The following is a 24,760-nucleotide window of genomic DNA, read 5'->3' as shown; positions in this document are numbered from 1 at the left end:
TCCGCCCCCACGCCGTCCGTGCCTGCCCGAAGCCTACGCCGGGCCGCCGACAGGCCGGCCGGCCGGACGGACGGTCGGTACGGCCGGGCCCGACACCGGTGTTCCACACCACCGGACGGCGCCGAACCCGGACCGGATCGGCGCGTAGGGTCGGGGGCGTGTCTGCCTCCCGCCTCCATCGTGTCGCCGTGCTCGTCCTCGAAGGTGCCAAGCCGCTGGACGTCGGCATCCCGGCACAGGTGTTCACGACCCGCGCGAGCATGCCGTACGAGGTACGGGTGTGCGGGGCGGCGCCCGGGCTGGTGGCCGGGGGCGACGGGCTGTCGTACCACGTGACCCACGGATTGGAGGCGCTCGCATGGGCCGACATCGTCTTCGTCCCCGGCTACCGCTTCCCGGACCGTGACGATCCGCCACGACCCGTCATCGACGCGCTGATCACCGCGCACGAGCGCGGCGCCCGCCTCGCCGCGATCTCGACGGGCGCGTTCGCGCTCGCCGCGACGGGCCTCCTCGACGGCAAGCGCGCCACGACCCACTGGCACTACGCCCGTGCCCTCGCGGCGCGGCATCCGCTGGTCCGCCTCGACGAGAACGTCCTGTTCGTCGACGAGGGAAGCGTCCTCACCTCGGCCGGCGCCGCCTCCGGCATCGACCTGTGCCTGCACATCCTGCGCGGCGACCTCGGCGTGGCCGCCTCCAACCACGCCGCCCGGCGGCTGGTCGCGGCCCCCTACCGCAGTGGCGGTCAGGCCCAGTACGTGCCGCGCAGCGTGCCCGAGCCGCTCGGCGAGCGGTTCGCCGCCACCCGGGAGTGGGCGCTGCACCGGCTGGCCGAACCCCTCACGCTGGAGGCGCTCGCCCGGCACGCAGGGGTGTCGCCCCGCACGTTCTCGCGCCGCTTCGCCGACGACACCGGGTACACGCCGATGCAGTGGATCATGCGGGCCCGGATCGACCTGGCCCGCGAACTGCTCGAACGTTCGGAGCGCGGCGTCGAGCAGATCGCCGCCGACGTGGGCCTCGGCACCGGCGCGAACCTGCGCCTGCACTTCCAGCGCATCCTCGGCACCACGCCGACCGACTACCGGCGCACGTTCACCCGCGGCGACTAGGACCTGTCGTCGAACTCCGAGGCCGCCCTCCGGGCGACGACGGGACTTTGACGACAGGCCCCGGGCATGCCTCCACCCCTGCGGAGACGCGGGCGGCCTCCACCCGCGGAGTCGGGGCAGTCCCTTTGGCGGGATCCTTTTGAACCATGGCGATCCCGCCTCTGTCGGAGGGTGTGCGGCGCGAGCGAACCTGGTGGCGAACGAAGGGACATCGCTCATGACTCGCATCGCCATCAACGGATTCGGCCGCATCGGTCGCAACGTGCTGCGCGCGCTCCTGGAACGCGACAGCGACCTCCAGGTCGTCGCCGTCAACGACCTCACGGAGCCCGCCACCCTCGCCCGGCTGCTCGCCTACGACACCACCTCCGGCCGGCTCGGCCGCCCGGTGACCGTCGAGGGGAACACCCTCGTCGTGGACGGCCACCGCATCAAGGTGCTCGCGGAGCGGGAACCTGCGCAGCTTCCGTGGGCGGAGCTCGGTGTCGACCTCGTCCTGGAGGCGACCGGCCGCTTCACCTCGGCCGAGGCCGCCCGCGGCCACATCAAGGCGGGCGCCCGCAAGGTGCTGGTCAGCGCGCCGTCCGACGGCGCCGACGTCACGCTCGCGTACGGGGTCAACTCCGACACGTACGACCCGGCCCTGCACACGATCGTCTCGAACGCCTCGTGCACGACCAACGCGCTGGCACCCCTGGCCGCCGTACTGGACGACCTCGCCGGCATCGAGCACGGCTTCATGACGACGGTGCACGCCTACACGCAGGAGCAGAACCTGCAGGACGGCCCGCACCGCGACCCCCGCCGCGCCCGCGCCGCCGCCGTCAACATCGTGCCGACCTCGACGGGCGCCGCCAAGGCGATCGGCCTGGTCCTGCCGAACCTCGCCGGCAAGCTGTCCGGTGACTCGATCCGCGTACCGGTTCCGGTCGGCTCGATCGTCGAGCTCAACACCACCGTCGCCCGCGACGTGACCCGCGAGGACGTGCTGGAGGCCTACCGCGCCGCGGCGAACGGACCCCTCGCCGGCGTCCTGGAGTACTCCGACGACCCGCTGGTGTCCTCCGACATCACGGGCAACCCCGCCTCGTCGATCTTCGACGCGGAGCTCACCCGGGTCGACGGCCGTCACATCAAGGTCGTCGCCTGGTACGACAACGAGTGGGGCTTCTCCAACCGGGTGATCGACACGCTCACCCTCCTCGCCGCCGGCTGAGCAGCCGACAGCACCCGCCGCCGGGACTCCGGGGGGCCGCCACGGACGGCCCGACCGGAGCCCGCGCGCGTGCGGAGGGCCGACCGACAGCAAGCGCACGGGTGAACGCGTACGTCCGCCAACTGTCGTGCGACGGGCCCCGATCACGCGCCGACCGGCGCCCCTCCCGCAGCCACCGACGGCCTATTCTCTGGGCCATGGAGGCAATCGCGGTACGGCTGTCCCACCTGGACCCGCACGTCGAGGGCGCGATCCGCGTCGTCGTGTTCTACGACACCCTGATGCGCCGCCGGGTGGACCTGGCGGCACTCGCCCGTGCCTCGGCCGTCTTCGCCGAATGCGTCGCCGGGATCCGGATCCACGGCACCGGACGGTCGATCCGCATGGCGGTCGACGGCCGACCGGCGTCCGACCCACCGGCCCCCGCCTCCACCACGGTGGCGATCACCCTCGACGAGGAAGAGATCGGCACGGTCTGGCTGGAACGCCCCGGGGCGCCCGGCCCGCTCGACGACGTGCTCCTGGACCGGTTCGCCATCGCAGCGTCGGCGGCCGTCGAGCGGTACGGCCCGGCCCGTACGACCATGGCCGACCCCGCGCTCGTGGAGCTGGTGATCGGGGCCGACAGCGACGAGGCGGCCAGGGCCCGGGCGCTGCGGCTGCTGGGTTTCGCCGCCGACCTGCCGGTCCGCGTCGTCGCCGTACGGTCGGGGGAGCCGCTCGACCGGATCGGCGCCCTGGTGTGCCCGGGCCGCCCGGTCAAGGCGGCCGCGCTCGCCGACGTCGGCGTGCTCCTCGCCACCTGCGTCGACCCGACCCTGTTCCCGGCCGGTGTCCGCGCCGGCATCGGCGCCGCCACGAGCCCCGACCGGTCCTGGCGCCAGGCGCGGACCGCCCTGCGCTTCACCGGCCCGCGCGAACCGGTCGTCCACCACCGGGACCTGGGCGCGCTCGCCCTGCTTGCCGAGATCCCGCGGGCAGCCGCGCGCGACAACGCGGACGTGGTGGCCATGGCCCGACTCGCCGCGGTCCCCGAGGATGTGGAAACCCTGGACGCGTACTGCGCCACGGGCTCCTTCCGCCAGGCCGCGGACCTCCTCCACCTGCACCACAGCAGTGTCGCCCGGCGGATCGAACAGATCGCGAGGACGCTGGGCATCGAGCTGACCGGACCCGCCGGACACACCGGTCTGATCCGGGCCCGGCTCGCCCTCACCGCGTGGCGACTGCTCGACCCGGCGGCCGACCCGGCCGGGTGAGCAGCGGCGCCATTCGTCCGGAGCCGTGGGAGGCACGACCGGTACGGCGGCCCGGACGTTCCAGGGCCGGTCGTCAAAGTCCCGTCGTCGCCCGGAGTGCGTGCCGGACACCGCGAGGCAGACGGGAGTCCGACGACAGGTCCTAGTGCACGCTCCAGGTGAATTTCCCGCCGCCCACCCAGTGGACCGCCTCGGGGTCGTCGAGATCGTGGACCGTGACACCGGCCTCGGCGGCGACGAGCAGCACGTCCGTCATCGAACTCGCCCTGCCGACGAACTCGCCGTCGACCTCGACGAGGCGGAAGGGCGGATTGCCGGGCTGCACCGCCAGGACGGTGACCCGGGCCGCGGAGATGTAAGGCGTCGAACTTTCGGTCATGCGGAGACGGTTCCACGTCCCGGGCGCCGGCAGGCGCGGCGACACGAACGGAAACCGCGTTCGTCGCCGCGGGAACGCGGTCACGAACGCCGCCGCCCTGCCCGAGGTGACGGCCCCGCCCGGAGCGCCCGCGCCGCGGGCCGTCGACCCGCTCACCGTCCGGCGTCGCGCCCGCCGCGCCGAAGCCCTGCGCGTGAGCGCCCCGACCGATCTCGCCACCCGCGCCCGGACCCTGCGCGCGTCGCCCGCGCGCGCCGTGCGGGACGCCGCCCTGCGCGGCGCCCTCGGGACCCCGGTCGGACGCCGCCTGTCGGCCGAGGCCGTCGCGGGCCCGCACCCGGGCCGTGCCTGACCCGGTCGGCATCGGGGCGGTCGGCATCGGGCGGTCGATCCCGCGTGCGGCCCGGATCGTCGGGTAGGCGCCGGACATGCCCCTCCCGACGATCGACGGCACCGCTTCCCTGTGGACGCACGGCTACGCCTGGCTGCCCGACCTGCGCCGACGCAAGGGCCCCGACGGCGGCCCCGTGCGCACGCGGCTGTTCGGGCGGCGCGCGATCGTCCTGCACGGCCCCGCCGACGTCGCGTTCTTCTACGACGAGCGGCACGTCCTGCGCCACGACGCGTTGCCGGGCGCGGTGCTCGACACCCTCTTCGGCCGCGGCGCCGTCCATACCCTGGACGGTGACGCGCACCGGGTCCGCAAGGCGATGTTCGTGTCCCTGCTCACCTCGCGCGAAGGCGTCGCCGCGCTGCTGGACCGCATCGGGACGCACTGGCACGAGGCGTTCACCCGGGCCCGCGGCGGGGAGATCGTGCTCTTCGACCGGTTCGCAGAGGTGCTCGCCGAGGCGGCCTGCGACTGGGTGGGTCTGCCGGTGACCCAGGACGCGGCCCGCGAGATCGCCGAGGACTGCGTGTCCATGGTCGACGGCTTCGCGACGCCCGGGCCACGTCATTGGAAGGCCGTCCGGGCGCGGACCCGGCAGGAACAGGGCCTCGCGCACGCCGTGACGGACGTACGGGCCGGCCGCGCACACCCCGGTGTCCTCACCGTCCCGGGCGACGGCGGCAGCGTGCCGTCCCGCTCGGTCCTGGAGACGGTGGCCCACCACCTCGACGCCGACGGCAACCCGCTCGACCCCCACACCGCCGCGGTCGAACTGCTCAACATCATCCGGCCGACCGTCGCGATCGCCTGGTTCGCGGCCTTCGCCGCGCACGCCCTGGGGCGCGACCCCGAGCTGCGCCTGGGACTGCGCGCGGGGGACTGGGCGTACGCCCGGGCCTTCGCCCACGAGGTCCGTCGATTCTACCCGTTCGTCCCCTTCGTCGGCGGGGTCGCCGCCCGCGATCTCGAACACCGGGGCTCGGCCGTGCCCGCGGGCACCCTGGTCCTCCTCGACGTCTACGGCCACCACCACGACCCGGACCTGTTCGACCGGCCCCACCGCTTCGACCCCACCCGCTTCCTCGGGCGGGAACCGGACGCCGACCTGCTGGTCCCGCAGGGCGGGGGAGACGTCCGTACGGGGCACCGCTGCCCGGGTGAGGACATCGTCGTCGGCGTGCTGACGGCCCTGGCCACGGCACTCGGCCGGTTGGAGTACACGTTTCCGCGCCAGGACATGACGATTCCGCTGAACCGCATACCGACCCGGCCGCGCAGCGGCATGGTCCTGCGGCTCTCGTACTGACGGGCGCCCCCTGGGTCCTGGGGCTCTCCTACCGATGACGCCCCGGCGACGCTCACCGACGGCTCCGCGGCCCGGGTCGGTCAGGCGGCCGTGACCGTCAGGCAGGCGCTGACGGTCTTGCCCCCGGCCGCGGTCGGGTGCACGGTCACCTCGCGGGCGAGGTGTCGGATCAGGATCCAACCCCAACCGCCGGTGCCCTCGACGTGCGGCGCCCGGGTGACGGGACGCTCCGGACTGCCGTCCGTGACGTCGATGTCGAGCCGTTCCCCGTGCAGGGCCAGATCCAGGGTGCAGGGTCCGGCGGTGTGCCGGACCGCGTTGGTGACGAGCTCGGTGACGATCAGCAGGGCGGCGTCCTCCGCCGGTGGGGACACCGCCCGCGGGCGGTCGGATCCGTCGGCCGCATCGTGCAGGAACCGGGACGTCGCCGCGCGCGCCCGGTTGGCGGCGGCACTGTCACCCGCGAGGTCGAGGTGCAACCGGGGGTGCTGCAGGAGTGCAGGAGTCATCGGTGGTCTCCCGGTCGCGGCTCTACAGGGCTCTCACGAGAACCCCCTGCCCGGCAGCGGCGGCCTCATTCCCCGTCCGCCCTCCTTCGTCCGGATTTCTCGTCCTCCCGTCCTCCCGCTCTCCCGGTCAGGGTGCGACGACGCCCAGCCGCGGGACTCCGCGTCGACGGCCTCGCCGGGCAGCACGGACGCCCCCTCAGCGGGAGGGTTCCGCGCCCGCCCGCCGGTTGAAGGGGAGCCGGCCCAGCACGACCGCCATGCCGCAGGTGTTGCTGACGGCGGAGAAGACCAGTCCGCCCGCGATGCCCGCGGACAGCAGCTGGAACGCCGGGTGCGCGACGAGACCGAGGACCAGTCCGAGCAGGACCAGCGCGCCCGCCGCGAAGCGGACCTGGCGCTCCATGGCCCAGACGGCCCGCTGCGCGCCCTCGGGACGGTCGAGACGGTGGCCGCCCGCCGCCCAGGCCGCGGTGCCACCGGTGAGCACGGAGGCGCCGATGCCGTGGGAGGCCAGGACGGCGACGGCGTTCTCCGCACGCGCTCCGGAGGCGCACACCACCAGTAGCGGTGTGCGGGCGGACGCCCGCCGGAGGTCCGGCAGGGACCGCGCGAGACGGTCGAGGGGAACGTTGACGGCGTCGGGCAGGTGACCCGACGCGAACTCGCCGGGGGTACGAACGTCCACGACGGTCAGCTCGTGCAGGCGGGGGAGCACCTCGGGCACAGTCAGGGCGGCGGTCACACTCATGGCGGATCGTGATCCTCGGCAGGGGGACGGTGGCGTGCGCGGCGGACGGCGGCACGTGCCCGGGATCCTAGGCTCGGGGGCGCCCCCGCGGCGGTCGCCGCGGCCGACCGCCACACACTCGCCACGTTCCCGCAACAAGCGAGGTGGCCCGCGGCCGGAGCAGGGAGGCCGGGTCGTCGGCATGACCCGCGGGCGCCCCTCGCCCCGCTCCCTCGGACCTCACCGGCCGCCGACGGCGGTCCGTATCCGCAGGCGGGCGCGCGCGACGGCCGGCCCACTGCACAGCCGCGCGAGGGGCGTGGGCGGCAGGCCGCGGGAGGTGCCGCGCGCGTAGTACCGCTCGACGTAGAACTGGCCCGCGCTCAGCACGGTGGTGACGGCGATGTACCAGAGGGTGGCCACCATCAGCAGCGGAATGACCTGGTAGTTCTGGTTGTAGGTCAACTGCACCGAGTACAGCAGGTCGTGCACCGCCAGCACGCTGACGATGCTGGTGCCCTTGAGCGTGCCGATCAGCATGTTCCCGGCGGTCGGCACGATCGAGCGCATCGCCTGCGGGACGACGATCCGGCGCAGGGTGCGGAACCTGCTCAATCCGAGGGCCTGGGCGGCCTCGGTCTGACCGGGGTCCACCGACAGGATGCCGCCGCGCACCACCTCGCAGGCGTAGGCGCTCTCGTGCAGGGTCAGACCGATGACGGCGGTGAGGGTCGGGCCGAGCAGGTTCACCGTCTTCACGGTGAAGAACTCCGGACCGTACGGAATGCCGAGTCCGAGCGTGGGATACAGGGCGCCGATGTTGAACCAGAACAGCAACTGCACCAGCAGCGGGGTGGACCGGAAGATCCATACGAAGCCCCAACTCAGGCTTCGCAGAACCAGGTTGCCGGACAGTCGCATCACCGCCAGGACGGAACCCAGCAGGAAACCGAGGACCATCACCGCGCCGGTCAGCCACAGGGTCAGCAGCAGACCGTCGAGGACGGCGGCCGTGGTGAAGTGGCGTCCCACCACGTCCCATTGGAAGGCCTCGTTGCGGACCACGGACGTCAGCGCCATCGCGAGGACCAGCAGGGCGAGGGCGGCGGAAACCCGACGGCCGGTGCGCCGGCGCGGAACGATCGGCGGTGGCGTGGAGACGTCGGCGGTGGTGGATGACCCTGTCGACGGGGCAACCGTGGTGGTGGGCGTGGGCATCGCGGGATTCTCCAGGTGAGGGAGGCGCGGGCGGTCGTGGCCGCCCCGGCGCCGCGCGCCGAAGGGCGCGGCAGGAATGCTCCGCGCAGGAGCGGGACCCATCCGGTCCGGGTCGGTGCGTCGTCACGCTCACCGCGTCCCTCAACGCGGCGGGATCGGCCTCCCGCACGGGGGCGGCCGGTCCGTCGCCGGATCGTACGCGCCGACGCCGTGGCCGTGTCAACCACGGGCTCCCACCCGGTCGGGGGGTGTCCGGCATCCGGTCCGTTGCTTGACGAAGCGCATCGCGTGCTGCTCAAGTGGTCACATGAATGCCCATCAGCGCCTTGTTTCGCGCGACTACATCGACTTCGGTCGGGTGTGGTCCGCGACCTGTCGCGCCTGATGCGGCAGCGGGCTGTCTGATCGGCCCTTCCCTCCTTCGGTGACCCCGTCGCGGGCCGATGTCCCCCTCCGCACCACCCGCCGCGCGGCGTCCGCCCGCACCGGGGCGCGGCGTCGTGGATCCGGACGTGCGCTGCCCCGCCCCCATCCCGCGACGTGTCGCGTCGTCCACGTCGCATTCCGCCGCGCCGCTTCCGCCACCTCGGTGTGACGTCACGTCATATGAGGCTGTCGAGAGGTCGGTTCGCGCTGTCCGCCCGCGATCCGCCGCACCCCGAAAGGCCCCCCATGCCCGTGGAATTCCTTGGCATAGCCGCCACCAACGACGGTTCCGAAACCACCGCCCGCTCCGGCGCCTCCTTCGACAAGGAGTACACGCTCCGGCTCGCCCGGGCGCACGAGGACCACGGCTGGGACCGGGTGCTGTTCGCCTACGGCTCCGGCTCCCCGGACCCCGCGCCGGCCGCGGCCTACGTCGCCGCCAGGCTGGACCGCCTCGGCATCCTGCTCGCCCACCGGCCCAACGTCTCGTACCCCACCTTCGCGGCCAAGACCTTCGCGACCCTCGACCGGATCAGCGAGGGCCGGCTCGCCGTGCACTTCATCACGGGCGGCAACGACCACGAGCAGGGTCGCGAGGGCGACACCCTCACCAAGGACGAGCGCTACGCCCGCACCCGTGAGTACATCCGGATCGTCAAGAAGATCTGGACCACCCACGAGCCCTTCGACCACGAGGGCGAGCACTACCGCTTCCACGACTTCGTCAGCGATGTCTTCCCCGTCCGACAACCCCGCCCCGACGTCTCGTTCGGTGGCTCCTCGCCCGCCGCGTACGCGGCCGGGGGCGCCGAGGCCGACGTCTACTGCCTGTGGGGCGAACCGTTGGCCGAAACCGCCCTGCAGATCGAGGCGGTGAAGGCCGCCGCGGTGGCCGCGGGTCGCACCGACGTGCCGCGCATCCAGGTGGCGTTCCGCCCGATCATCGCCCCGACCGAGGAACTCGCCTGGGAGAAGGCCCACCGTACGGTGGCCGCGATCCGGCGGCGCCGGGCCGGCGGCCCGGTACGGCGGCACCAGGGCGGCGTCACGGAGGCCGCGGCGCCCGAGAACACCGGATCGCGGCGCCTGATCGCCATCGCGGAGGCCGGTGAGCGTTACGACCGGGCCCTGTGGACCCCGACCGCCGCCGCCACCGGCGGCGCGGGCAACTCCAACGCCCTGGTCGGCACCCCGGAAACGGTCGCCCAGGCCCTGCTCGACTACCACGACCTCGGCGTCGACATCCTCTCCGCCCGCGGTTACGACCTCCTCGACGACGCCGTCGACTTCGGCCGGTACGTGATCCCCCTGGTCCGCGAGGAAGTGGCCAGGCGCGACACCGCCGGGAAAGCCGCCCGGGCAGCCGCGAACCCGAACGCCGCCCCGCAGGAGCGCCTGACCGGGGTCGGCGGGTGACGACCCGGGTCCACCCCGACCACCCCCACCGCCCCGCCACCGTCCTTGACCACGCCCCGCCATGGAAAGGCCTGCCCGCCGTGAACCTCCCCGGGAACGGGATCCGCACCCGCCTGCGCGTCACCGCCGCCCTCGCCCTCCTGCCCCTGCTGCCGCTGACCGCCTGCGGCTCCGGTGGCGGTGCTCCGGCGCCGGCGGGCGCCGCGCGGACCTCAACGGTCCCGGCCGACGATCCGGTCGCCGACGTGACGACCGTCGAGACGATCGCCGCCCTGCTCCCCGCCGACGTCCGCAGCACGGGCAGCGTACGGATCGGCAGCTCCGTCGGCTCCCCGCCGTCGGCGTACTACCCGAACGGGCAGGACAAGCCGCCCGCCGGCCAGGACATCGACATCGCCGACGCCGTGGCCAAGGTCCTCGGGGTCAGGGCGGAACGTCAGGACGCCTCCTTCGAGACGATCCTGCCCGCCCTCGGCAGCGGGAAGTACGACCTCGGCACGGGCAACTTCGGCGTCACCGCGGAACGCCTGAAGACCATCGACTTCGTCACCTACATCAACGACGGCCAGGGCTTCGCCGTGAAGACCGGCAACACCACGCTGACCACGCAGGTCAACGACCTCGCCCAACTCTGCGGACTGACCATCGGCACCGGCGCGGGCACGACCTTCGAGAAGACCCTGACCGCACAGCAGGGCGTGTGCGCCGCGGCCGGCAAGAAGCCCTACGAGGTCAAGGTCTTCTCGGAGCCGGGGGCCGTGACCACCGCGCTCCAGCAGGGCCGGATCGACGTCGTCATGTCGACGATCAACGGCCTGCGCCACCAGGCCGCCCAGCCCGCCGCGCGGACCACCTTCCTCGGTGAGTACCACCGCCTCGACGTCGGCTTCGCCTTCAAGAAGGGGTCCCCACTGACCCCCGCCTTCCGGGCCGCCGTCAACGAGCTGGTCAGGAACGGCACGTACGCCCGGATCCTGAAGAAGTGGGGCACCACCGCCTCCGCGATCGAAGAGTCGCGGATCAACCCCGCCGAGCACACGTGAGCACCCCGGTCGTCGGCACCCCGACCGACGTCATGGTCGAGGTGCGGGGCGTCCACAAGAGCTTCGGGACGCTGGAGGTGCTGCGCGGTGTGGATCTGCTGGTCCGGGCCGGCGAGGTCACCGTGGTCATCGGCCCTTCGGGCTCGGGCAAGTCCACGCTCCTGCGCACCATCAACCACCTGGAGAAGGTCGATCGCGGCCTGGTCCGTGTCGACGGCGAGCTCATCGGCTACCGCAGCGCCCGCGGCAAGCTGTACGAGCTGGGGGAGGCGGAGGTCCTCGGGCAGCGCACGCACATCGGCTTCGTCTTCCAGAACTTCAACCTCTTCCCGCACCTCACCGTGCTGGAGAACCTCGTCGAGGCCCCCGTCGGCGCGCTCCGCCGCCCGCGGGCGCGGGCCCGGGAGTCGGCGCTCCGACTGCTGGAACGGGTCGGTCTCGCGGACAAGGGCGACACCTACCCGCGGCAGCTTTCCGGTGGACAACAGCAGCGGGTGGCCATCGCCCGGGCGCTCGCCCTGGAACCCAAGGTGCTGCTCCTCGACGAGCCGACCTCGGCCCTCGACCCGGAACTGGTCGGCGAGGTGCTCGACGTCATCACGGACCTGGCGGCGGCCGGTACCACCATGATCGTCGTCACCCACGAGATCGGCTTCGCCCGGGAGGTCGCCGACACCGTCGTGTTCATGGACGGCGGGGTCGTCGTCGAGCAGGGCCCGCCGGCAGCCGTCCTGGACGCGCCGCAAGAGGAACGTACCCGGGCGTTCCTTTCCAAGGTGCTCTGACCGGGGAGCCGGATCCAGGGGCGGGGCCCGGTCCGCCGGGCCCCGCCCGGGCCTGCGGAGCGTTCCGGACCGCTCCGATCCGGTCAAGGTGCGTGGCCGTTCGATGAACGGCGCGCGGCGCCCGGCGGGTCGGGGCGCAGGTCACGGGTGGTGCCGCCCGAGACCCTTGATCGCGCGGCAGGGCGGCGCACGCCCTGTGAGCTGCCCGAACGACCATTCGGTGCCCGCTATCCGAACGGAGTGTCCGTAAAACGGTCGTCGATGTGCGTCGCCCCTTCGCATCGGTCACTGTTGGCCAAGTCAGGACGCGATATCGCAAGGCGGTATCGCGTTCAACCTTGGAATCGAAAGTGAGTTGTGCTGTGCGCCGCATCACCACGGTCTCTGCCGCCGCCCTCCTGTGTCTCGTAGGAGCTTCCGGTGTGGCGGAGGCCCGCCCCGCGAGCCTGTACGCCCCGTCCGCGATGGTCTTCACCGTCGTCCAGGGCGACACCGACACGGACACCGCCTTACGCGCCTCCACCCTCAGCTGCGCCCCGACCGCCTCGGGTACGCACCCCGACCCCGCGGCCGCCTGTGGCGCCCTGAACGCCACCGGCGGTGCCTTCGACCGGCTGCTGGCCGCCCCGGACCCGGAGCGGGCCTGCCCCATGCACTACGACCCCGTCACCGTCACGGCGGACGGCGTCTGGCAGGGCGGCCGGGTCGCCTGGAAGCACACGTTCTCCAACAGCTGCGCCATGAACGCGACCCTGAACGGCAACGCCGTCTTCGCGTTCTGATCGGCATCGGGGTGAAGGGCGGCCGTACGGGTCGTTCTCCCTCCGGTTCCCTCCCGAACCCGTGACATGCGTCACGGCCCGCCCGCGGGTCCGGCGACCCTTGAGGTGGGATTCGGTCCGGCGACATGTCGGCCTATGTCGCTATTTCGCGGGGACATGCCTCACTCCGCCAGAAACGGAATTGGTGGCTCCTGTTCGGCCTTCTCCAACGCGGCTGACAGGGGCCTGTTCTGGCGGTGCGACAGTTGCGTGCCGGGGCGGCCGCCGTCCGGGCATGCACGATCTTCCAGCCGATTCAAGCCGTGTCCCGGACCCCCTCCGCGGCTCCGGGGCCGTGGCTTGCCAGGCCACTGCCGGGCTTCTAAGAATGGCGACTCCTCCGGCGCCCTCGCGGTCCGGCGCCGGGAGCTTCGCGATCACCGAGTGAGGTCCCGCATGAAGAAGCACCGTAAGAAGAAGCACCATCGCAAGATAGCCGTCGCCGTCGGGGCGCTGGCCATCGTGGGCGTGCCCACCACGGCCATGGCGTGCCTGGACACCCAGGAGACCGGCCCCGTGCGGGTCGTCTCCTCCCAGCAGGACGCCCGCCCCTGGCACGCGGGACCGGACGCGCAGCAGCCCGTGCAGGCCCCGATCCCGTTCGAGGCCCCCGAGGCGGCTCCGGCCGAGCCCGTCGCGCAGCCCGTCGTCGAGCCGCCCGCCGACCCGGCCCCCGAGAACCCGCTGCCCGCCGAACAGCCCCAGCAGGCGCCGCAGCAGCCGGTCCAGCAGCCGCAGCCCGCGGAGTCGACCGGGACGCCGGAGGCCGGCACCCCCGCCGACGCCCAGGCCCCCACCGGCGCCACCGGCGAGGTCCTCGCGCTCGTCAACAAGGAGCGCGTCGCCGTCGGTTGTCCCGCGCTCACCGTCAACGAGCAGCTGACCAAGGCCGCACAGGACCACAGCGCCGACATGGCCGCCCACTCCAACATGTCCCACACCGGATCCGACGGCTCGGACCCGGGTCAGCGCATCACCCGCGCCGGATACCAGTGGAGCACCTACGGCGAGAACGTCGCCTACGGCTACGACACCGCCGCCAAGGTCATGGAGGGCTGGATGAACAGCCCGGGCCACAAGCGGAACATCCTCGACTGCTCCTTCAAGGAGATCGGGATCGGCCTCGCCCAGCCCGGCCAGTACTGGACGCAGAGCTTCGGCGCCGCGCGCTGACCACCCGCGCCCGGCACCGACGCGCGACTCCGGGGCACGGGGCGACGTTCGAAGCACGGGGCGACGCACGACGCCGACATGTGGCGCCGACACGTGGAGCCGACGTACGACGTGGGGGCGGCCGGGATCCGGCCGCCCCGTCCGGGCTCAGACCTTCGTCACGGTGCGACGCCGGGGCGCCCGTCCGGCGAGCGCGTGCAGCCGGGGATGGCGTGCGCGGCGTTCACGCGAGTGCCGGTCCAGTTCCTCCATCAACCGGGCCGAGCGCTTCTCCACCCCCAGTTCGTCCAGCACCCGATCCGCGTCGGCCAGCAGGGACCCGTAGAGCTGCCATTCGTCGGGTCGCCGCGCCACCTGCTCCGGCAGCAGGGCGGCGAACCGCTCGCGGCTGCGGCGGGCGATGGCCAGTTCCTCGTTCAGCCGCTCCTCCGCCGCCTCCGCATTGGCACTGACCTGGGCCGTCACGAGCTGGGCGAAGGACTCGACCGCGCCCGCCAGGTGGTCGTACACCTCCTGGAGCGCATCCGCCACCGGCGACGGCAACAGCGGCTCCGAGCCACGGGTGCGGGCCATGTCGGTCAGGGTCCGGCAGGACACGCGCAGCACTACCGCGCATATTTCCAGCGTGTCGAGGCCCGTCCGCAGCACGAGCCGGAAGAGGAGGCCCTCGCGGACGCGGGGGTTCATCCGCAGGCTGTCCTCGGCCTGCCGCAGCGCCGCGTCCACCTCGGCCACGTCGTTGTCGAGCCGCCGGGCCTCGTGCAGCCGGGCGGCGGCCGATTCCACGGTGGTGGCGTTCTCCGCCTCACCGCCTATGTGCAGGAGCAGCGTGCGCATCCGGGCCGCGAGACCGGTGATGGCGGCGCTCGCCGGTTCCACCCACACGGGCGGGGCGACGAGGACGTTGAAGGCCAGACCGACCGCCGCGCCGATCAGCGTTTCCAGGACCCGGTCCCAGGCGGTGTCCGTCACCCGGCTCACCCCGAGGACCAGCATGGCGCTGATCGCGACCTCGGGCACGAACTCACCGGCCCGCACCAGTCGCCCCACCACGAGCGACGCCAGGATGACCAGGCCGAGGCTCCACCAGGTCAGACCGACCAGCGCGCTGAACGCGATCGCCACGAGGACCCCCGCCACCACGGAGTTGACGCGTCGGATACCCGTGGTGAGCGTCGTGTAGAGGGTCACCTGTACGACGAGGAGTGCGGTCAGCGGCGCCGTCAGCGGCGCGGGTTCGCTGCTCAGCCGTAGCGCGACGGCATAGGAGACGACGGCGGCGGCCGTCGAGCGGAGCGCTTGGACGACCGCGGGTTCTCGGCGTACGACGTGCAGGAGCGAGGCAAGTGCGTGGGTCATGCCCGTGCGCCTGCCCGAACCCGCCGACGGAAACCTGTGACCGGCAGGTTTCGGGCCCCCGGGAGGTTTCAACCGCGCGGCGGCGAGCACGCGCCGGGTGAGGCGAGCGCACCGAACGAGGAAGGAGCCGGCATGGCAGCCGACCGGCAGCACCAGGATCAGGAACAGGACGTCGTGGCGTTGATCCTCAAGGACCACCGCAGGATGGAGGACCTGTTCCGGCGGATGCGGAGCGTGGAATCGGACCGCGAGGACGCGCTGAGGAAGTTCTCCGCCCTGCTCATCGCGCACGGGGACGCGGAAGAGGCGAAGGTGTACGGCGCCCTGAAACGCTTCAAGGACGTGGACAACGAGGAAGTCGAGCACGGCACCGAGGAGCACGAGGAGGGCAACGAAGCACTCCTGGCCCTCCTGGAGGTCGACGAGGTGGGCTCCGACGCCTGGGACTCCAAGCTGGAGGACCTGGTCAAGGCGGTGTCCCACCACCTGGACGAGGAGGAGCGGACCATCCTCAACGGCGCCAGGGAGAACGTCCCCGACGAACGGCGGGCCGAGCTGGGAGCCGCCTTCCTGGAGGAGCGCGCACGCCGGCTGGCCGAGGACTGCGGCAGCGTCGAGAACGTCCGGGCCGCCGTGGGCAAGTAGCCCGCGGACGCTCCCCGAACCGGCCGGCCCCCGCCCCCACCGTGCGGGCGGGGGCGGCGACCCCGCGGGTCACAGCGGTCGCGGCAGCCCGATCAGCGGCGTGCGCACCGGCGTGGCCAGGCCGACGAAGAGCACCAGTTGACGGCCGCCCGGGTTGGTCTGCAACGGGACGAGTTCCCAATTGTTCGTCAACCACACGTTGCCCGACGGGTCGACCTGGACGCCGGTGTTGCGGACCAGCCCGTCGAAGCCGTACCCGGCGGAAGCCGGCGAGATGGGCTGCCCGGTCCGGTACCCCGGCGGGCAGGCCTCCGTCCGCACCCCGCACAGCCGGGTCACCCGCTGCCCCGAGAAGTCGGCCACCCACACCGTGTCCGAGCCGTCCACGGCGATGCCCCAGGGCAGCAGCACACTGCCCGTCGTGTACGAGGCCGCCGGCGTCGAACCGTCGGGGTCGAGCATGAGCACCGAGGCCCCCTCCGCGGCGGGACCGCCCGCCGGGCCGGCCGAGTCGGCCAGGTCCTGGGAGGTGCCGTCCTCGCACGGCACCCGGACGCCACCGCTGTTCGACACCCACTGGTTGCCGCGGCTGTCGGATGCGATCCCCATCGGCCGCCGCAGCCCGCCACCGGTCACCACGCGCTCCAGCGTCCCCTCCGGGCCGAACACGGCCACGCTGTCACTGCCGTTGCCCGTGACCCACGCCCGGCCGCGGCCGTCCAACGACACACCGAACGGCTTCACCAGCCTGCCGTCCGCGACCGGCAGGTTCTCGGCCCGCGCGGCCCGCCCCTGCGGGATCCGGGTGACGCTGCGGCTGCCGCAGTTCGCCACCCACACCGTGCCGTCCCGTCCCGTCATGAGGCCCTGCGGCTGCACGAAGTCGCCCTGCCGCCACCCGGCGGGCGGGGACAGTGCCCGCCCCCGGGGGTCGAACTGCGAGACGCTACGGAACAACGGGTCCGGGTCCAGCGGACAACCCCGCCCCTGGAAACCGAAGTTCGCCGCCCACACGTCCCCGGACCGGTCGATCGCCACCCCGTACCCGGCGCCGTACAGGCCCCCGCCCGCATAGGGCGCTCCCGGGGCGTCCCGGCCGTCCGGTCGGATCCGGAGCAGTTGCCTGCCCCCGCACGCCGGGTCCCGGGGGTCCTGCCCGTAGACGTAGTTGTTCACCACCCAGGCGTCCCCCGCCCGGTCGAAGGAGATGTTCCCCGGACCGTCGAACTCCCGCCCGTTGCCCTCGTAGCGCAGGGCCAGCGTCCAGGCCGTCGGCGCCGCGTCGAGCGCCGGCGTGTACACGGGGTGGCGCCGCGCCAGCGCGAACACCGCGCCCGGCCGGGTACCCGGCGCGCGGGCGATGTCCGCGACGGCCTGCAGAGTGTCCCGGGGCCGCTCGCCACCGGGCACCCGCGCCGCTTCGAACAGTTCCGCGCAGCCCCGGGCCCGCGCCGTGCACGCGGCGAGCGCGTCGGCCAACGAGTTGAAGGCGCGCAGCGTTGAGGTCTGCCCGCCGTTCGGCGGCGCAGCCAGGAAGGGCGAGACCCCTCCGGTGGTCACGTCCGCCAGGTTGTGCGCCACCGACGCGGCGTTGCGGGGCCCCGGCCAGGGCCCCGCGAACCCCCCGTCCCGCGTGAACTGGGCCAGCGCGAACCCCGCCGCGACAGTGGTCCGCTCGGTGACGCCCAGCCGGCGCCCCGGCCCGCCGGGGGCCCCGGTCAGCACGGCCGCGAACCGAACCGGGGGCGTCGTCCGCGCCCGGTCGTCCGGCCCGCCGTCCGCGGGCCGCGCGTCGGCCGTCAGGTACACCACAGCCCCCGGGTCGCGGGGCGGGGCGTACGTCACCCGGAACCGGCCCCGGTCGTCCGTACGGGCACCGCCCAGGCGGCGCGGCCGGTCACCGAAACGGGTGCCCGCCTCGTACACCGTGACCGCCGCCCCCGGGACCGGACCGCTGCCGCCGCGCACCACCCCGTCCCGGGCGATCTCCCGCTTACCGGGAGCGGGGTCGCCCGACGCGGGCGCCGGCCCGGTGGCCACGGTGATCGAGAGCAGGGCGGCCAGGAGGGCCGCCCGGTGATGTCCACGGCGCACGCGCATCCGCATGGTCCTTCCTTCGGGCTGGGGCGGGGTCCGCGCCAGCCTCACAGCACCGGCCGCGCCCCCGTCCGGTCCCGCCCCGCCCCACGCACCCGATCCGCCCGTACGGACCAACCACCGCCACCGCGCACACCGGGCTCCGCCCGGGCGCACCGGCCCGCGAGGACCGTGGGACGTCCCGTCCGGATCCCTCCGGACCCGTACCGCCCGTACCGAGCCGGCTGGAGCAGCGCCCTCCGGACGGCTCCGCGCCGGCGGAGCTGACCGGCGCGGACGGACTCAGGGCAGCCTGGGCCACCGCGGAAGGGCTGCGGGAACTCCTGGGCTGGGCGGCCGGGGAGCTCGCCGCCGCCGGCAGGGCGCCGACCGGGCCGCCCGAGCAGCGGCGGACGTGGAACCTGGCCGGGCTGTTCCGGTTCCCCACCGCCCGGGGCCCGGTCCGGCTGAAGGCCACCCCCGCGTTCGCCGCGGACGAGGCCGCGGTCATCGCCGCCTTCGCCCGGCACGACGCCGGGTTGGTGCCACGGGTCGTGGCCGCCGCGGAACGGCGGATCCTGCTGGAGCACCTGCCCGGCGCGGACTGCCACGAGCCCGGTCCGGAAACCGTCACCAGCGCCGTGACCCGTCTCGTCGCCGCCCAGGCCGCGTGGGCGCGCAGTAACAGGGACAGGCCTCCTGGTTGCGGGACCGCCGCGGCAGCCTCCTCGCGGCGCGGGTCGCCGAACTCCTCGACGGCGAGGTCGGCCGCGAGCTGTCCCGCGGCGAACGGGCGGCGGCGCGAGAACTCGTCGCCCGCCGGCCCCTGCTGGCCGAGTGCGGACTTCCGGACACCCTCGTCCACGGCGACTTCCACCCCGGGAACTGGCGCAGCGACGGCGGCCCCCCGGTCGTCGTCGACTTCGCCGACGCGCACTGGGGCAACCCGGTCCTGGACGGTGTACGAGCCTACGACTACCTGCCCGCGGCCGTCCGGCCCGTCGCCGTCCGGGCGTGGACCGAGGCCTGGCAGCGGCGACTGCCGGGCTGCCGCCCCCTGCGGGCACTGGCACTCGCGGAGCCGCTCGCCCATCTGACCCACGCCCTGCGGTACCAGGAGTTCCTCGACGGCATCGAGGCGTCCGAACGGATCTACCACCTCGGTGACCCCGCCGCCGTCATCCGGCACGCGTTGCGCTGCGCGGCCACCCCCAACCCGCACTTCGCCCCCTGACGGCGCCCCGGCCGGCGGGGGTGGTATCCATGCGGCATGAACACGGAACAGGTGGTCCCGGCCGAGCTGTCCGAGCTCCGCGCGGCGTTCGACGTCGATGACGACGGTGCGTCGGCCCTGGGGTGGGAGGGCGTCCACGCCTTCGAGGCGCGGCACGGGATCGTGCTGCCCGAGCCGTACCGGACCCTCGTCGCGGAAGTCACGGACGGCTCGCCCGCGGGGCCGCCCGAATACGGGCTGCTGCCGTTGGCGGACCTGCCCGTCGACTGGGGCGACGACCCGCTCAAGCGGGAACCGGGCCGCCCGTTCCCGTTGACGGCGGCATGGATGTGGGAGGAGGACACGGAACCGGCCGAGGACATGGAGGAGACGCTGGAGCGGGTCCACCGCCACGGGTCGATCGTGCTGGGCACCGACGGCTGCGCCATGAACTGGCACCTCGTCGTCTCCGGACCGCAGCGGGGGCACGTCTGGCTGATCACCGAGGTCGGCGCCGCCCCGCTCGGCGAGGGTTTCGTGTTCGGGTCCACCACCACCGAAGCGGGCTTCGCCGGTTGGGTCAGGCACTGGGCGGCGGGCAGGACCTGGTTCGAGGACGAGTGACGTCCGCGGGCGCGGTCCGGCACGGGAATTCACGCCATACCGACGGAATGGGCCGGGCCGTTCTCTGGCACACTCTCTGCCTGCCCGGATGTCGACTTCGCGGAGGACCGCCGCCTTGCCTGGAGAAACCCAGCGATGCCCCATGCCCTGCGGCTGCTCCCCGCCCACCCCGCCTTCCTCGCGGACCTCCACCAGTTGGAGGAGCCCCTGCTGATCTGGCTCGACGACATGGCCTTCCAGACCCGGTTCGGACACGACGACGTGTGGGGACTGCCCCCCGGCCTCGACGGCGAGGCACCGCGGACCGCCCTCATCAACGTGCAACGGGCCCTGCCCAAGCCCCTGCGCCAGCAGATGTACGCCCTGACCGACGCGCGCGACGTCGAAGGGGCCCATCGGATCCTCGGACGGGACGGACACGAGCACACCCCGCTCTACGCGGTCGGCCTCGACCGGGCCGACATCGACACCCTGTCCGGGCTCCTCGATCACCTCCGCAGGGCCCTCGACGAGGAGGACGGCTACGCGGCGCTGCGCTCCGTCCTCGAAGAGGCCGGCGACTGGTACGGGTGCGAGTACGGCACCCGGCCCGAGACCCCCGCCGAGGTCGTGTGCAGGATCGCCCGCACCGTCGCCGTGCTCGACACCGACACCGACGACACGCGGCTCCTGCTCCGCGCCCTGCACACGGCCGGTGGCACGGGGCGGATCGTACTGACCGAGGCCGAGGACAAGGCCGCCTTCCGCTATCTCCAGCACGTCGCGACCATCACGGCGCCCGACACCCCCCGGCCCGGCTGACCGCGGCCCCGCCGCTCGCGAGGTCGACCGAACCGGCCGGCGCGGCACCCCGGCGGGCGGCCCCTCCCGGTGACCGCCGACGAAACGATCGTTCGGGCGGCGGTCGTCGGCGGCCCTCGTGACGCCTGCGGCAGGTCGCTACGGGGGTGCCGGCGCGTCCGTGCGGGCCGCCCGCAGCAACTGGACCCGCCAGTTCGTGACGGCGTCCTGCGGACGGGCCCGGATCCGCGCCGCGAGGCCCGCCCGGAAGCTCCGCACCAGCGGGTCGACGGCTCCGCCCCCCGCCCCGCCCCCCGCCCCCGTTCCGGCGAACAGGGACGGTCCGAAAGCGGCCATGAAGGAGTCCGTGACCTCCCGCGCGTACGCGTCGAGGTCGCCGTCGCGCGCGTACCGGTCGCCCACGGGGTCCGGCAGTACGGCGAAGGCCTCCTCCTCCAGGTCGAACCAGCCGCTCGCCGGGCCCCGGCGCAGCGGGTCCAGGAACTCGGCGGACGTCCTGTTCCACGTCGGCACCGTCATGGCCGCGAACCGGTCGTCGCTCAACTGCCCTTCGTCGATCCGTGCCCGCAACTCCTCGACGACCATGCCGAAGAGCCCCTCCGCACCGCTCGCCCCGTCGTCCGTGGCGGCTCCACCGACCACCACCAGCCTTCCGCCCGGGGCGAGTTCCACGGCCCTGTGGTGCAGGAACGCCCGCCAATCCGCCGCGGACCGCTCGCGCAACCCCTCCCGTGCGGAGCCCGTCGCCCCGGAACAGTAGACGTGGTCCACGATCGGCACGGGGACACGCGACAGCCAGTGCACGGCGATCGAACTCCACGCCAGGTGCAGTTCCCCGGGCGGGAACAGGGGCGAGAAGAACGAACGCGCCTCGACGTACGCGAACACACCTGGTCCGGACGGATAGGCGCCCGGCGAGGAGAGCGTCTCCATCAGCGCGTTGAAATCGTTCCCCCGGATGTCGGTGTGCGTGACCGCCACCGCGATGCCCGGCGCGCGCCCGCGGGCGGCGGCCACGACGCGCGCCATCGGCTCCAACGCGTTGCCCCCGGACGCGCACCCGAGGTCGGCCACCCGAAGGGCCCGCCCGCCGGACGGCAGCGGGAGCGCCGCGACCGCCCGGTCGAGCATGCCCAACGCCGTCCCGATGCCCACGTGCTGCGCCGCCGAGTGCCGGCCGTAGCCGCCTCCCATGACCCCGGAACCGCTGCGCACCACCGCACACCTCCGCAGGCCTATGTCCTCGTCCCCCTACCACCACCCTAGGCCGCGCCCCGATCGGAGCGCATCCGCGTGGGCCGGAGGCGGGCGGGGGTGGCGGCGGGAGCGGCGCTCAGCCGTGGCCCTCGCCCGTGAGCAGGGCGTGTGCGGCGCCGCGCAGGCGGGCGTCGGTGCCGGGGCTGCGACGGCCGGTGATGCCGGACCGGAACAGGGCGGACCCTTCCATGAGCATGACGAAGGCCTCGGCCCGGTGCCGCGCGTCGTCCGCCGACATGCCGGGCGCGCGGTCCCCGACGAACGAGGCCACGTGGGCGACGTACCGGTCGTAGAACGCCCGGACCGCGGTGGCGGCCTCCTCGTCGTGCGCGGCCAGTGCCCAGACCTCGGTGAACAGCCGGACCAGACGCGGGTCGTCGTGGTCGGAGAGGACGCCGTCGAGGAGGGCGTCGACGCCGGTTTCGTCGGTGTCGGAGTCGGTGAGGCCGGTGACGCGTTCCAGGGACGCGGTGAGGATCCGGTCGAGGAGCGCCGACAGGAGTGCGGCGCGGGCCGGGAAGTAGTACTGGAGGTGCCCGAGGCGGACGCCCGCCTCCTCGGCCACGGCCCGGAGGGTGAGTTCGGACCCGCCGGACGACGTGAGGACGCGCTCGGCGGCATCGAGCAGGGCCGCGCGGCGCTGCTGCCCCTTGGGCGTCGGCGCGGCGCTCACGCCGTGGCCCGCGTTCCGGCCCGGCCGTTCCCGACGCGGAGGCCGTCGGCCGCGGGTACGTCGTCCGACGCGTCGCCTCCGCCGCGTACGTCCGGCTCGCCTCCTCCACGGCCGCCGCGGTGCCCGTCGGCGGTGACCTCGACGCCGTGTGCCGCGAGCGGGCCGAGCACATCGGCCGGAGCCGGGTGTTGCTCCGGGAAGGTCAGGCCCCGCGGAGCGGGGTGGCCGTCCGTGCCGAGGACGCGGCGCAGGCCCAGAACGGCCCCCACCGCCGTCAGGTGGTGCTGGCCGCGCGGGTCGGTGACGGTCGCACCGCGCGAGCGCCCGTCATGGCCGACGTCGATGCGCAGCCGTGCCGTGCCGCCCTCGCCCGGCGAGTGCAGCAGTGCCCGGCGGGCCGGGGCCCAACGATCCCCGGCGGCCCAGCGGAAGAAGCCGGTGCCTCGCAGGGCGAGGAGCGCCCGGGTCGCGGCGGGCGAGCTGAACCCGATGCGGGTCGCCGCGGTGGCCGTGCCGAGGGTCAGGGGCAGGGTGAACTGCTCGGGGGTGTCGATGCGGGCGACGCGCACGGAGGTGTCGCCGATGCGCACCGTACGGGCCTCCGTCATCGGGGAGGCGAGCCGGCGCCGACCACAGTCGACCACCTCGAACGCCACGCCCAGCCGGTCCATGAACTCCACGGAGTCCGCGCCCGCCCGGTCGGCCATGTCCCATCGGACGGCGATGTCGACCTGCTCCGCACCGCCCAGTTCCTCGGCCAGGACGGCCGTCACCAGGCTGGTGACGCCTCCCATCCAGGCCGAGGACAGCAGCACCGGCGCGGTCGGCCGGAGCAGCGCGGCCACGGTGACGGCCCGTTGGAGTCGGCCCGTCCACCGGGTGATGTCGACGTAGGGGACGCCCGCGGCCACGGCGGCGCGCAGCACCCGGTCCTCGGGGTCGTTGACCGAGCTGATGACGGCCCGGACGGCCGCCCGGAAGGGGGTCGGGTCCGCCAGGTCCCAGGCGCGCACCTCGCTCCCGGTCTCGGCGGCCAACGCCCGGCCCCGGCCGGGGGTGCGGCCGGTGAGCAGGGTCGGGGTGTCCGGGGCGAGGATGCGTGCGATCTCGGCGCCCACGGTGCCGTACCCGCCGGTGATGAGCACGGGTCCGGAGGGGTCGTGGCGCAGCTCGTCGATCGATTCGGTGATCATGAGCGCTACTTTAGGTCAATCGACCTAGAAATGCGACCGGCTGTCCGGCGGCGCGATGCCGGCGGCCGGTCGGGTGGGAGCGGTCGGGGCGGGGTCGGCACGCGGGGTCGGCGCCCCCGGCCCTTCCCCGCCCCGGCCGACGGGTCGATCAGGGGCGGAGCCCGGCGAGCAGGACGGAAGCCACCGCCCGGTCGGCCGGGCCGGTGTTCCAGTCCGCGTTCATCGGGCTGACGGCGATCCGGTTCGCGGCCAGGGCCTCCAGATCACCGCCCCTTGCGGCGGGCCGCAGGGCCACCTTGACCGTCACCTTCCAGGTGCCGTCGCCGGCGTCGGTGAAGTCGGGTTCCAGGACGGTCTGCGGATCCTGGAAGGTGGTGGCGACCCCGGCGGCGGTGCCCTTGCCGTCCGCGCCGACGACGGGGTGGTTGACGTTCAGGCCCACGCCTGCCGGCAGCAGTGGGCCGGACCGGGCGCGGGCGCGCAGCCGGTCGATCAGCTTCACGGCGAAGTCCATCGTGGGAACCATCGCGTTGACGGTCGTCACCGGGTCGGGCACGACCAGGCCGCCGGTGCTCAGCGCGATGGCGGGGACTCCCGACTCCAGGGCGGTGACGGCGCCGCCGACGGTGCCGGAGTGGGTGGCGAGCCCGCCGACGTTCGGGCCGAAGTTCGTACCGGACACGACCAGGTCCGGAGCGCGGTCCGCGAAGACCTCCGCCAGGCCGAAGGCCACCGAGTCGCCGGGCGTGCCGTCCACGGCCCACACCTTCGGCTCGGGGTGCTTCACGGTGACGGACGGGGCGTTCATCATCTTCGTGCCGGTGCCGCTCTGGTTCGTGAGCGGGGCGACGATGGTGACGTCGTGCCCGGCCGCGGTCAGCCGCTCGTACGCCTTCCGGATGCCCGGCGCGCTGTAGCCGTCGTCGTTCGTGAGCAGGATCCGCAGCGGGCGCGGGGGCGGGCCGCCCTGCGGGGAAGCGGTGGCCGGCGCCGTACCGGCCAGCGCGGGGGCGCACAGCACCAGGGCGGCCAGGGGCAGGACGCGCTTGCGTGTCGGTCTCACGGAGTGCTCCTTCGTGGAGGGACGTGCGGGGAGGAGGTGCGGGAACGCCGAGGGCGGGTCGGACGCGTGGTG

The 24,760-nt window shown here is 73.8% G+C and carries 24 protein-coding genes; 14 read left to right on the top strand and 10 right to left on the bottom strand.

Translation table 11 applies throughout. The features are described from left to right. Nucleotides 1-158: 158 nt before the first annotated feature. From ACZ58N_RS00620 to ACZ58N_RS00610, 3 genes are all read left to right on the top strand, one after another. Nucleotides 159-1,115: a GlxA family transcriptional regulator gene (locus ACZ58N_RS00620; RefSeq protein WP_471153847.1), complete on the top strand. Its 957-nt coding sequence runs from the start codon at nt 159-161 to the stop codon at nt 1,113-1,115. A 217-nt stretch (nt 1,116-1,332) separates the two neighbouring features. Then, nucleotides 1,333-2,331, top strand: coding sequence for a type I glyceraldehyde-3-phosphate dehydrogenase (gene gap, locus ACZ58N_RS00615; protein ID WP_471153845.1), 999 nt, complete (start codon nt 1,333-1,335; stop codon nt 2,329-2,331). Nucleotides 2,332-2,528: 197 nt separating this feature from the next. Beyond that, nucleotides 2,529-3,590: a helix-turn-helix domain-containing protein gene (locus ACZ58N_RS00610; RefSeq protein WP_471153842.1), complete on the top strand. Its 1,062-nt coding sequence runs from the start codon at nt 2,529-2,531 to the stop codon at nt 3,588-3,590. Between the two features lie 142 nt (nt 3,591-3,732). Here ACZ58N_RS00610 and ACZ58N_RS00605 read toward each other — a convergent pair whose 3' ends face one another. Further along, nucleotides 3,733-3,969, bottom strand: a complete 237-nt coding sequence (locus ACZ58N_RS00605; protein WP_471153839.1) for a hypothetical protein — start codon at nt 3,967-3,969, stop codon at nt 3,733-3,735. Here ACZ58N_RS00605 and ACZ58N_RS00600 point away from each other — a divergent pair. Both ACZ58N_RS00600 and ACZ58N_RS00595 read left to right on the top strand, forming a co-directional pair. Next, nucleotides 3,968-4,321 (top strand): hypothetical protein, encoded by a 354-nt coding sequence (locus tag ACZ58N_RS00600; RefSeq protein ID WP_471153836.1) that lies wholly within the window; start codon nt 3,968-3,970, stop codon nt 4,319-4,321. The genes ACZ58N_RS00605 and ACZ58N_RS00600 overlap by 2 nt on opposite strands. Before the next feature lie 76 nt (nt 4,322-4,397). Beyond that, nucleotides 4,398-5,666, top strand: coding sequence for a cytochrome P450 (locus tag ACZ58N_RS00595; protein WP_471153833.1), 1,269 nt, complete (start codon nt 4,398-4,400; stop codon nt 5,664-5,666). 80 nt (nt 5,667-5,746) lie between these two features. On the opposite strand, the gene ACZ58N_RS00590 is transcribed toward ACZ58N_RS00595, so the two are convergent. From ACZ58N_RS00590 to ACZ58N_RS00580, 3 genes are all read right to left on the bottom strand, one after another. Next, on the bottom strand, nt 5,747-6,175 hold the full coding sequence (locus ACZ58N_RS00590; protein WP_471153830.1) for an ATP-binding protein: 429 nt from the start codon (nt 6,173-6,175) through the stop codon (nt 5,747-5,749). Between the two features lie 196 nt (nt 6,176-6,371). After that, nucleotides 6,372-6,923, bottom strand: coding sequence for a rhodanese-like domain-containing protein (locus ACZ58N_RS00585; protein ID WP_471153827.1), 552 nt, complete (start codon nt 6,921-6,923; stop codon nt 6,372-6,374). A 219-nt stretch (nt 6,924-7,142) separates the two neighbouring features. Next, a complete protein-coding gene (locus ACZ58N_RS00580; RefSeq protein WP_471153825.1) occupies nt 7,143-8,120 on the bottom strand; it encodes an amino acid ABC transporter permease in 978 nt (325 codons plus the stop codon). Between the two features lie 672 nt (nt 8,121-8,792). Between ACZ58N_RS00580 and ACZ58N_RS00575 the strand changes: the two genes are divergently transcribed. The 5 genes from ACZ58N_RS00575 to ACZ58N_RS00555 all read left to right on the top strand — a co-directional run bounded on the left by ACZ58N_RS00575 (nt 8,793) and on the right by ACZ58N_RS00555 (nt 13,784). Next, nucleotides 8,793-9,962 carry an LLM class flavin-dependent oxidoreductase gene (locus ACZ58N_RS00575; protein ID WP_471153823.1) on the top strand — a complete coding sequence of 390 codons (1,170 nt, stop codon included), beginning with the start codon at nt 8,793-8,795 and terminating at the stop codon, nt 9,960-9,962. An 80-nt stretch (nt 9,963-10,042) separates the two neighbouring features. After that, on the top strand, nt 10,043-11,005 hold the full coding sequence (locus ACZ58N_RS00570) for an ABC transporter substrate-binding protein (RefSeq protein WP_471153822.1): 963 nt from the start codon (nt 10,043-10,045) through the stop codon (nt 11,003-11,005). A 32-nt stretch (nt 11,006-11,037) separates the two neighbouring features. Further along, nucleotides 11,038-11,790, top strand: coding sequence for an amino acid ABC transporter ATP-binding protein (locus ACZ58N_RS00565; RefSeq protein ID WP_471155168.1), 753 nt, complete (start codon nt 11,038-11,040; stop codon nt 11,788-11,790). A gap of 422 nt (nt 11,791-12,212) precedes the next feature. Further along, the gene (locus tag ACZ58N_RS00560; RefSeq protein ID WP_471153819.1) at nt 12,213-12,572 is read left to right on the top strand and encodes a subtilase-type protease inhibitor; all 360 of its coding nucleotides are present in this window, start codon (nt 12,213-12,215) and stop codon (nt 12,570-12,572) included. Between the two features lie 435 nt (nt 12,573-13,007). Continuing rightward, nucleotides 13,008-13,784 carry a CAP domain-containing protein gene (locus tag ACZ58N_RS00555; protein ID WP_471153817.1) on the top strand — a complete coding sequence of 259 codons (777 nt, stop codon included), beginning with the start codon at nt 13,008-13,010 and terminating at the stop codon, nt 13,782-13,784. A gap of 147 nt (nt 13,785-13,931) precedes the next feature. Here the strand turns inward: ACZ58N_RS00555 and ACZ58N_RS00550 are convergent, their stop codons facing one another. Continuing rightward, nucleotides 13,932-15,143 (bottom strand): FUSC family protein, encoded by a 1,212-nt coding sequence (locus tag ACZ58N_RS00550; RefSeq protein WP_471153815.1) that lies wholly within the window; start codon nt 15,141-15,143, stop codon nt 13,932-13,934. 132 nt (nt 15,144-15,275) lie between these two features. On the opposite strand from ACZ58N_RS00550, the gene ACZ58N_RS00545 reads away from it, so the two are divergent. Further along, a complete protein-coding gene (locus ACZ58N_RS00545; RefSeq protein WP_471153812.1) occupies nt 15,276-15,788 on the top strand; it encodes a hemerythrin domain-containing protein in 513 nt (170 codons plus the stop codon). 69 nt (nt 15,789-15,857) lie between these two features. Here the strand turns inward: ACZ58N_RS00545 and ACZ58N_RS00540 are convergent, their stop codons facing one another. Next, entirely contained in the window at nt 15,858-17,894 is a 2,037-nt protein-coding gene (locus ACZ58N_RS00540) for an NHL repeat-containing protein (RefSeq protein WP_471153810.1), read from the bottom strand. Between the two features lie 673 nt (nt 17,895-18,567). Between ACZ58N_RS00540 and ACZ58N_RS00535 the strand changes: the two genes are divergently transcribed. From ACZ58N_RS00535 to ACZ58N_RS00525, 3 genes are all read left to right on the top strand, one after another. After that, complete coding sequence (locus tag ACZ58N_RS00535; protein ID WP_471153807.1) at nt 18,568-19,098, top strand: phosphotransferase; 531 nt, start codon at nt 18,568-18,570, stop codon at nt 19,096-19,098. 36 nt (nt 19,099-19,134) lie between these two features. Next, nucleotides 19,135-19,701 carry an SMI1/KNR4 family protein gene (locus ACZ58N_RS00530; RefSeq protein ID WP_471153804.1) on the top strand — a complete coding sequence of 189 codons (567 nt, stop codon included), beginning with the start codon at nt 19,135-19,137 and terminating at the stop codon, nt 19,699-19,701. Nucleotides 19,702-19,836: 135 nt separating this feature from the next. Further along, nucleotides 19,837-20,502 carry a hypothetical protein gene (locus tag ACZ58N_RS00525; protein WP_471153802.1) on the top strand — a complete coding sequence of 222 codons (666 nt, stop codon included), beginning with the start codon at nt 19,837-19,839 and terminating at the stop codon, nt 20,500-20,502. 138 nt (nt 20,503-20,640) lie between these two features. Here the strand turns inward: ACZ58N_RS00525 and ACZ58N_RS00520 are convergent, their stop codons facing one another. The 4 genes from ACZ58N_RS00520 to surE all read right to left on the bottom strand — a co-directional run bounded on the left by ACZ58N_RS00520 (nt 20,641) and on the right by surE (nt 24,688). Further along, nucleotides 20,641-21,717 (bottom strand): class I SAM-dependent methyltransferase, encoded by a 1,077-nt coding sequence (locus ACZ58N_RS00520; RefSeq protein WP_471153801.1) that lies wholly within the window; start codon nt 21,715-21,717, stop codon nt 20,641-20,643. A 118-nt stretch (nt 21,718-21,835) separates the two neighbouring features. Beyond that, nucleotides 21,836-22,432, bottom strand: coding sequence for a TetR/AcrR family transcriptional regulator (locus tag ACZ58N_RS00515; protein ID WP_471153799.1), 597 nt, complete (start codon nt 22,430-22,432; stop codon nt 21,836-21,838). Next, entirely contained in the window at nt 22,429-23,625 is a 1,197-nt protein-coding gene (locus ACZ58N_RS00510; RefSeq protein ID WP_471153796.1) for a saccharopine dehydrogenase family protein, read from the bottom strand. Before ACZ58N_RS00510 ends, ACZ58N_RS00515 begins: the two co-directional genes overlap by 4 nt. A gap of 148 nt (nt 23,626-23,773) precedes the next feature. Continuing rightward, nucleotides 23,774-24,688, bottom strand: a complete 915-nt coding sequence (surE, locus tag ACZ58N_RS00505; RefSeq protein WP_471153793.1) for a 5'/3'-nucleotidase SurE — start codon at nt 24,686-24,688, stop codon at nt 23,774-23,776. Nucleotides 24,689-24,760: the final 72 nt, after the last annotated feature.

Source organism: Streptomyces sp. NPDC040432, from assembly GCF_055595445.1.
This window is presented reverse-complemented; position numbering and strand designations above follow the sequence as displayed.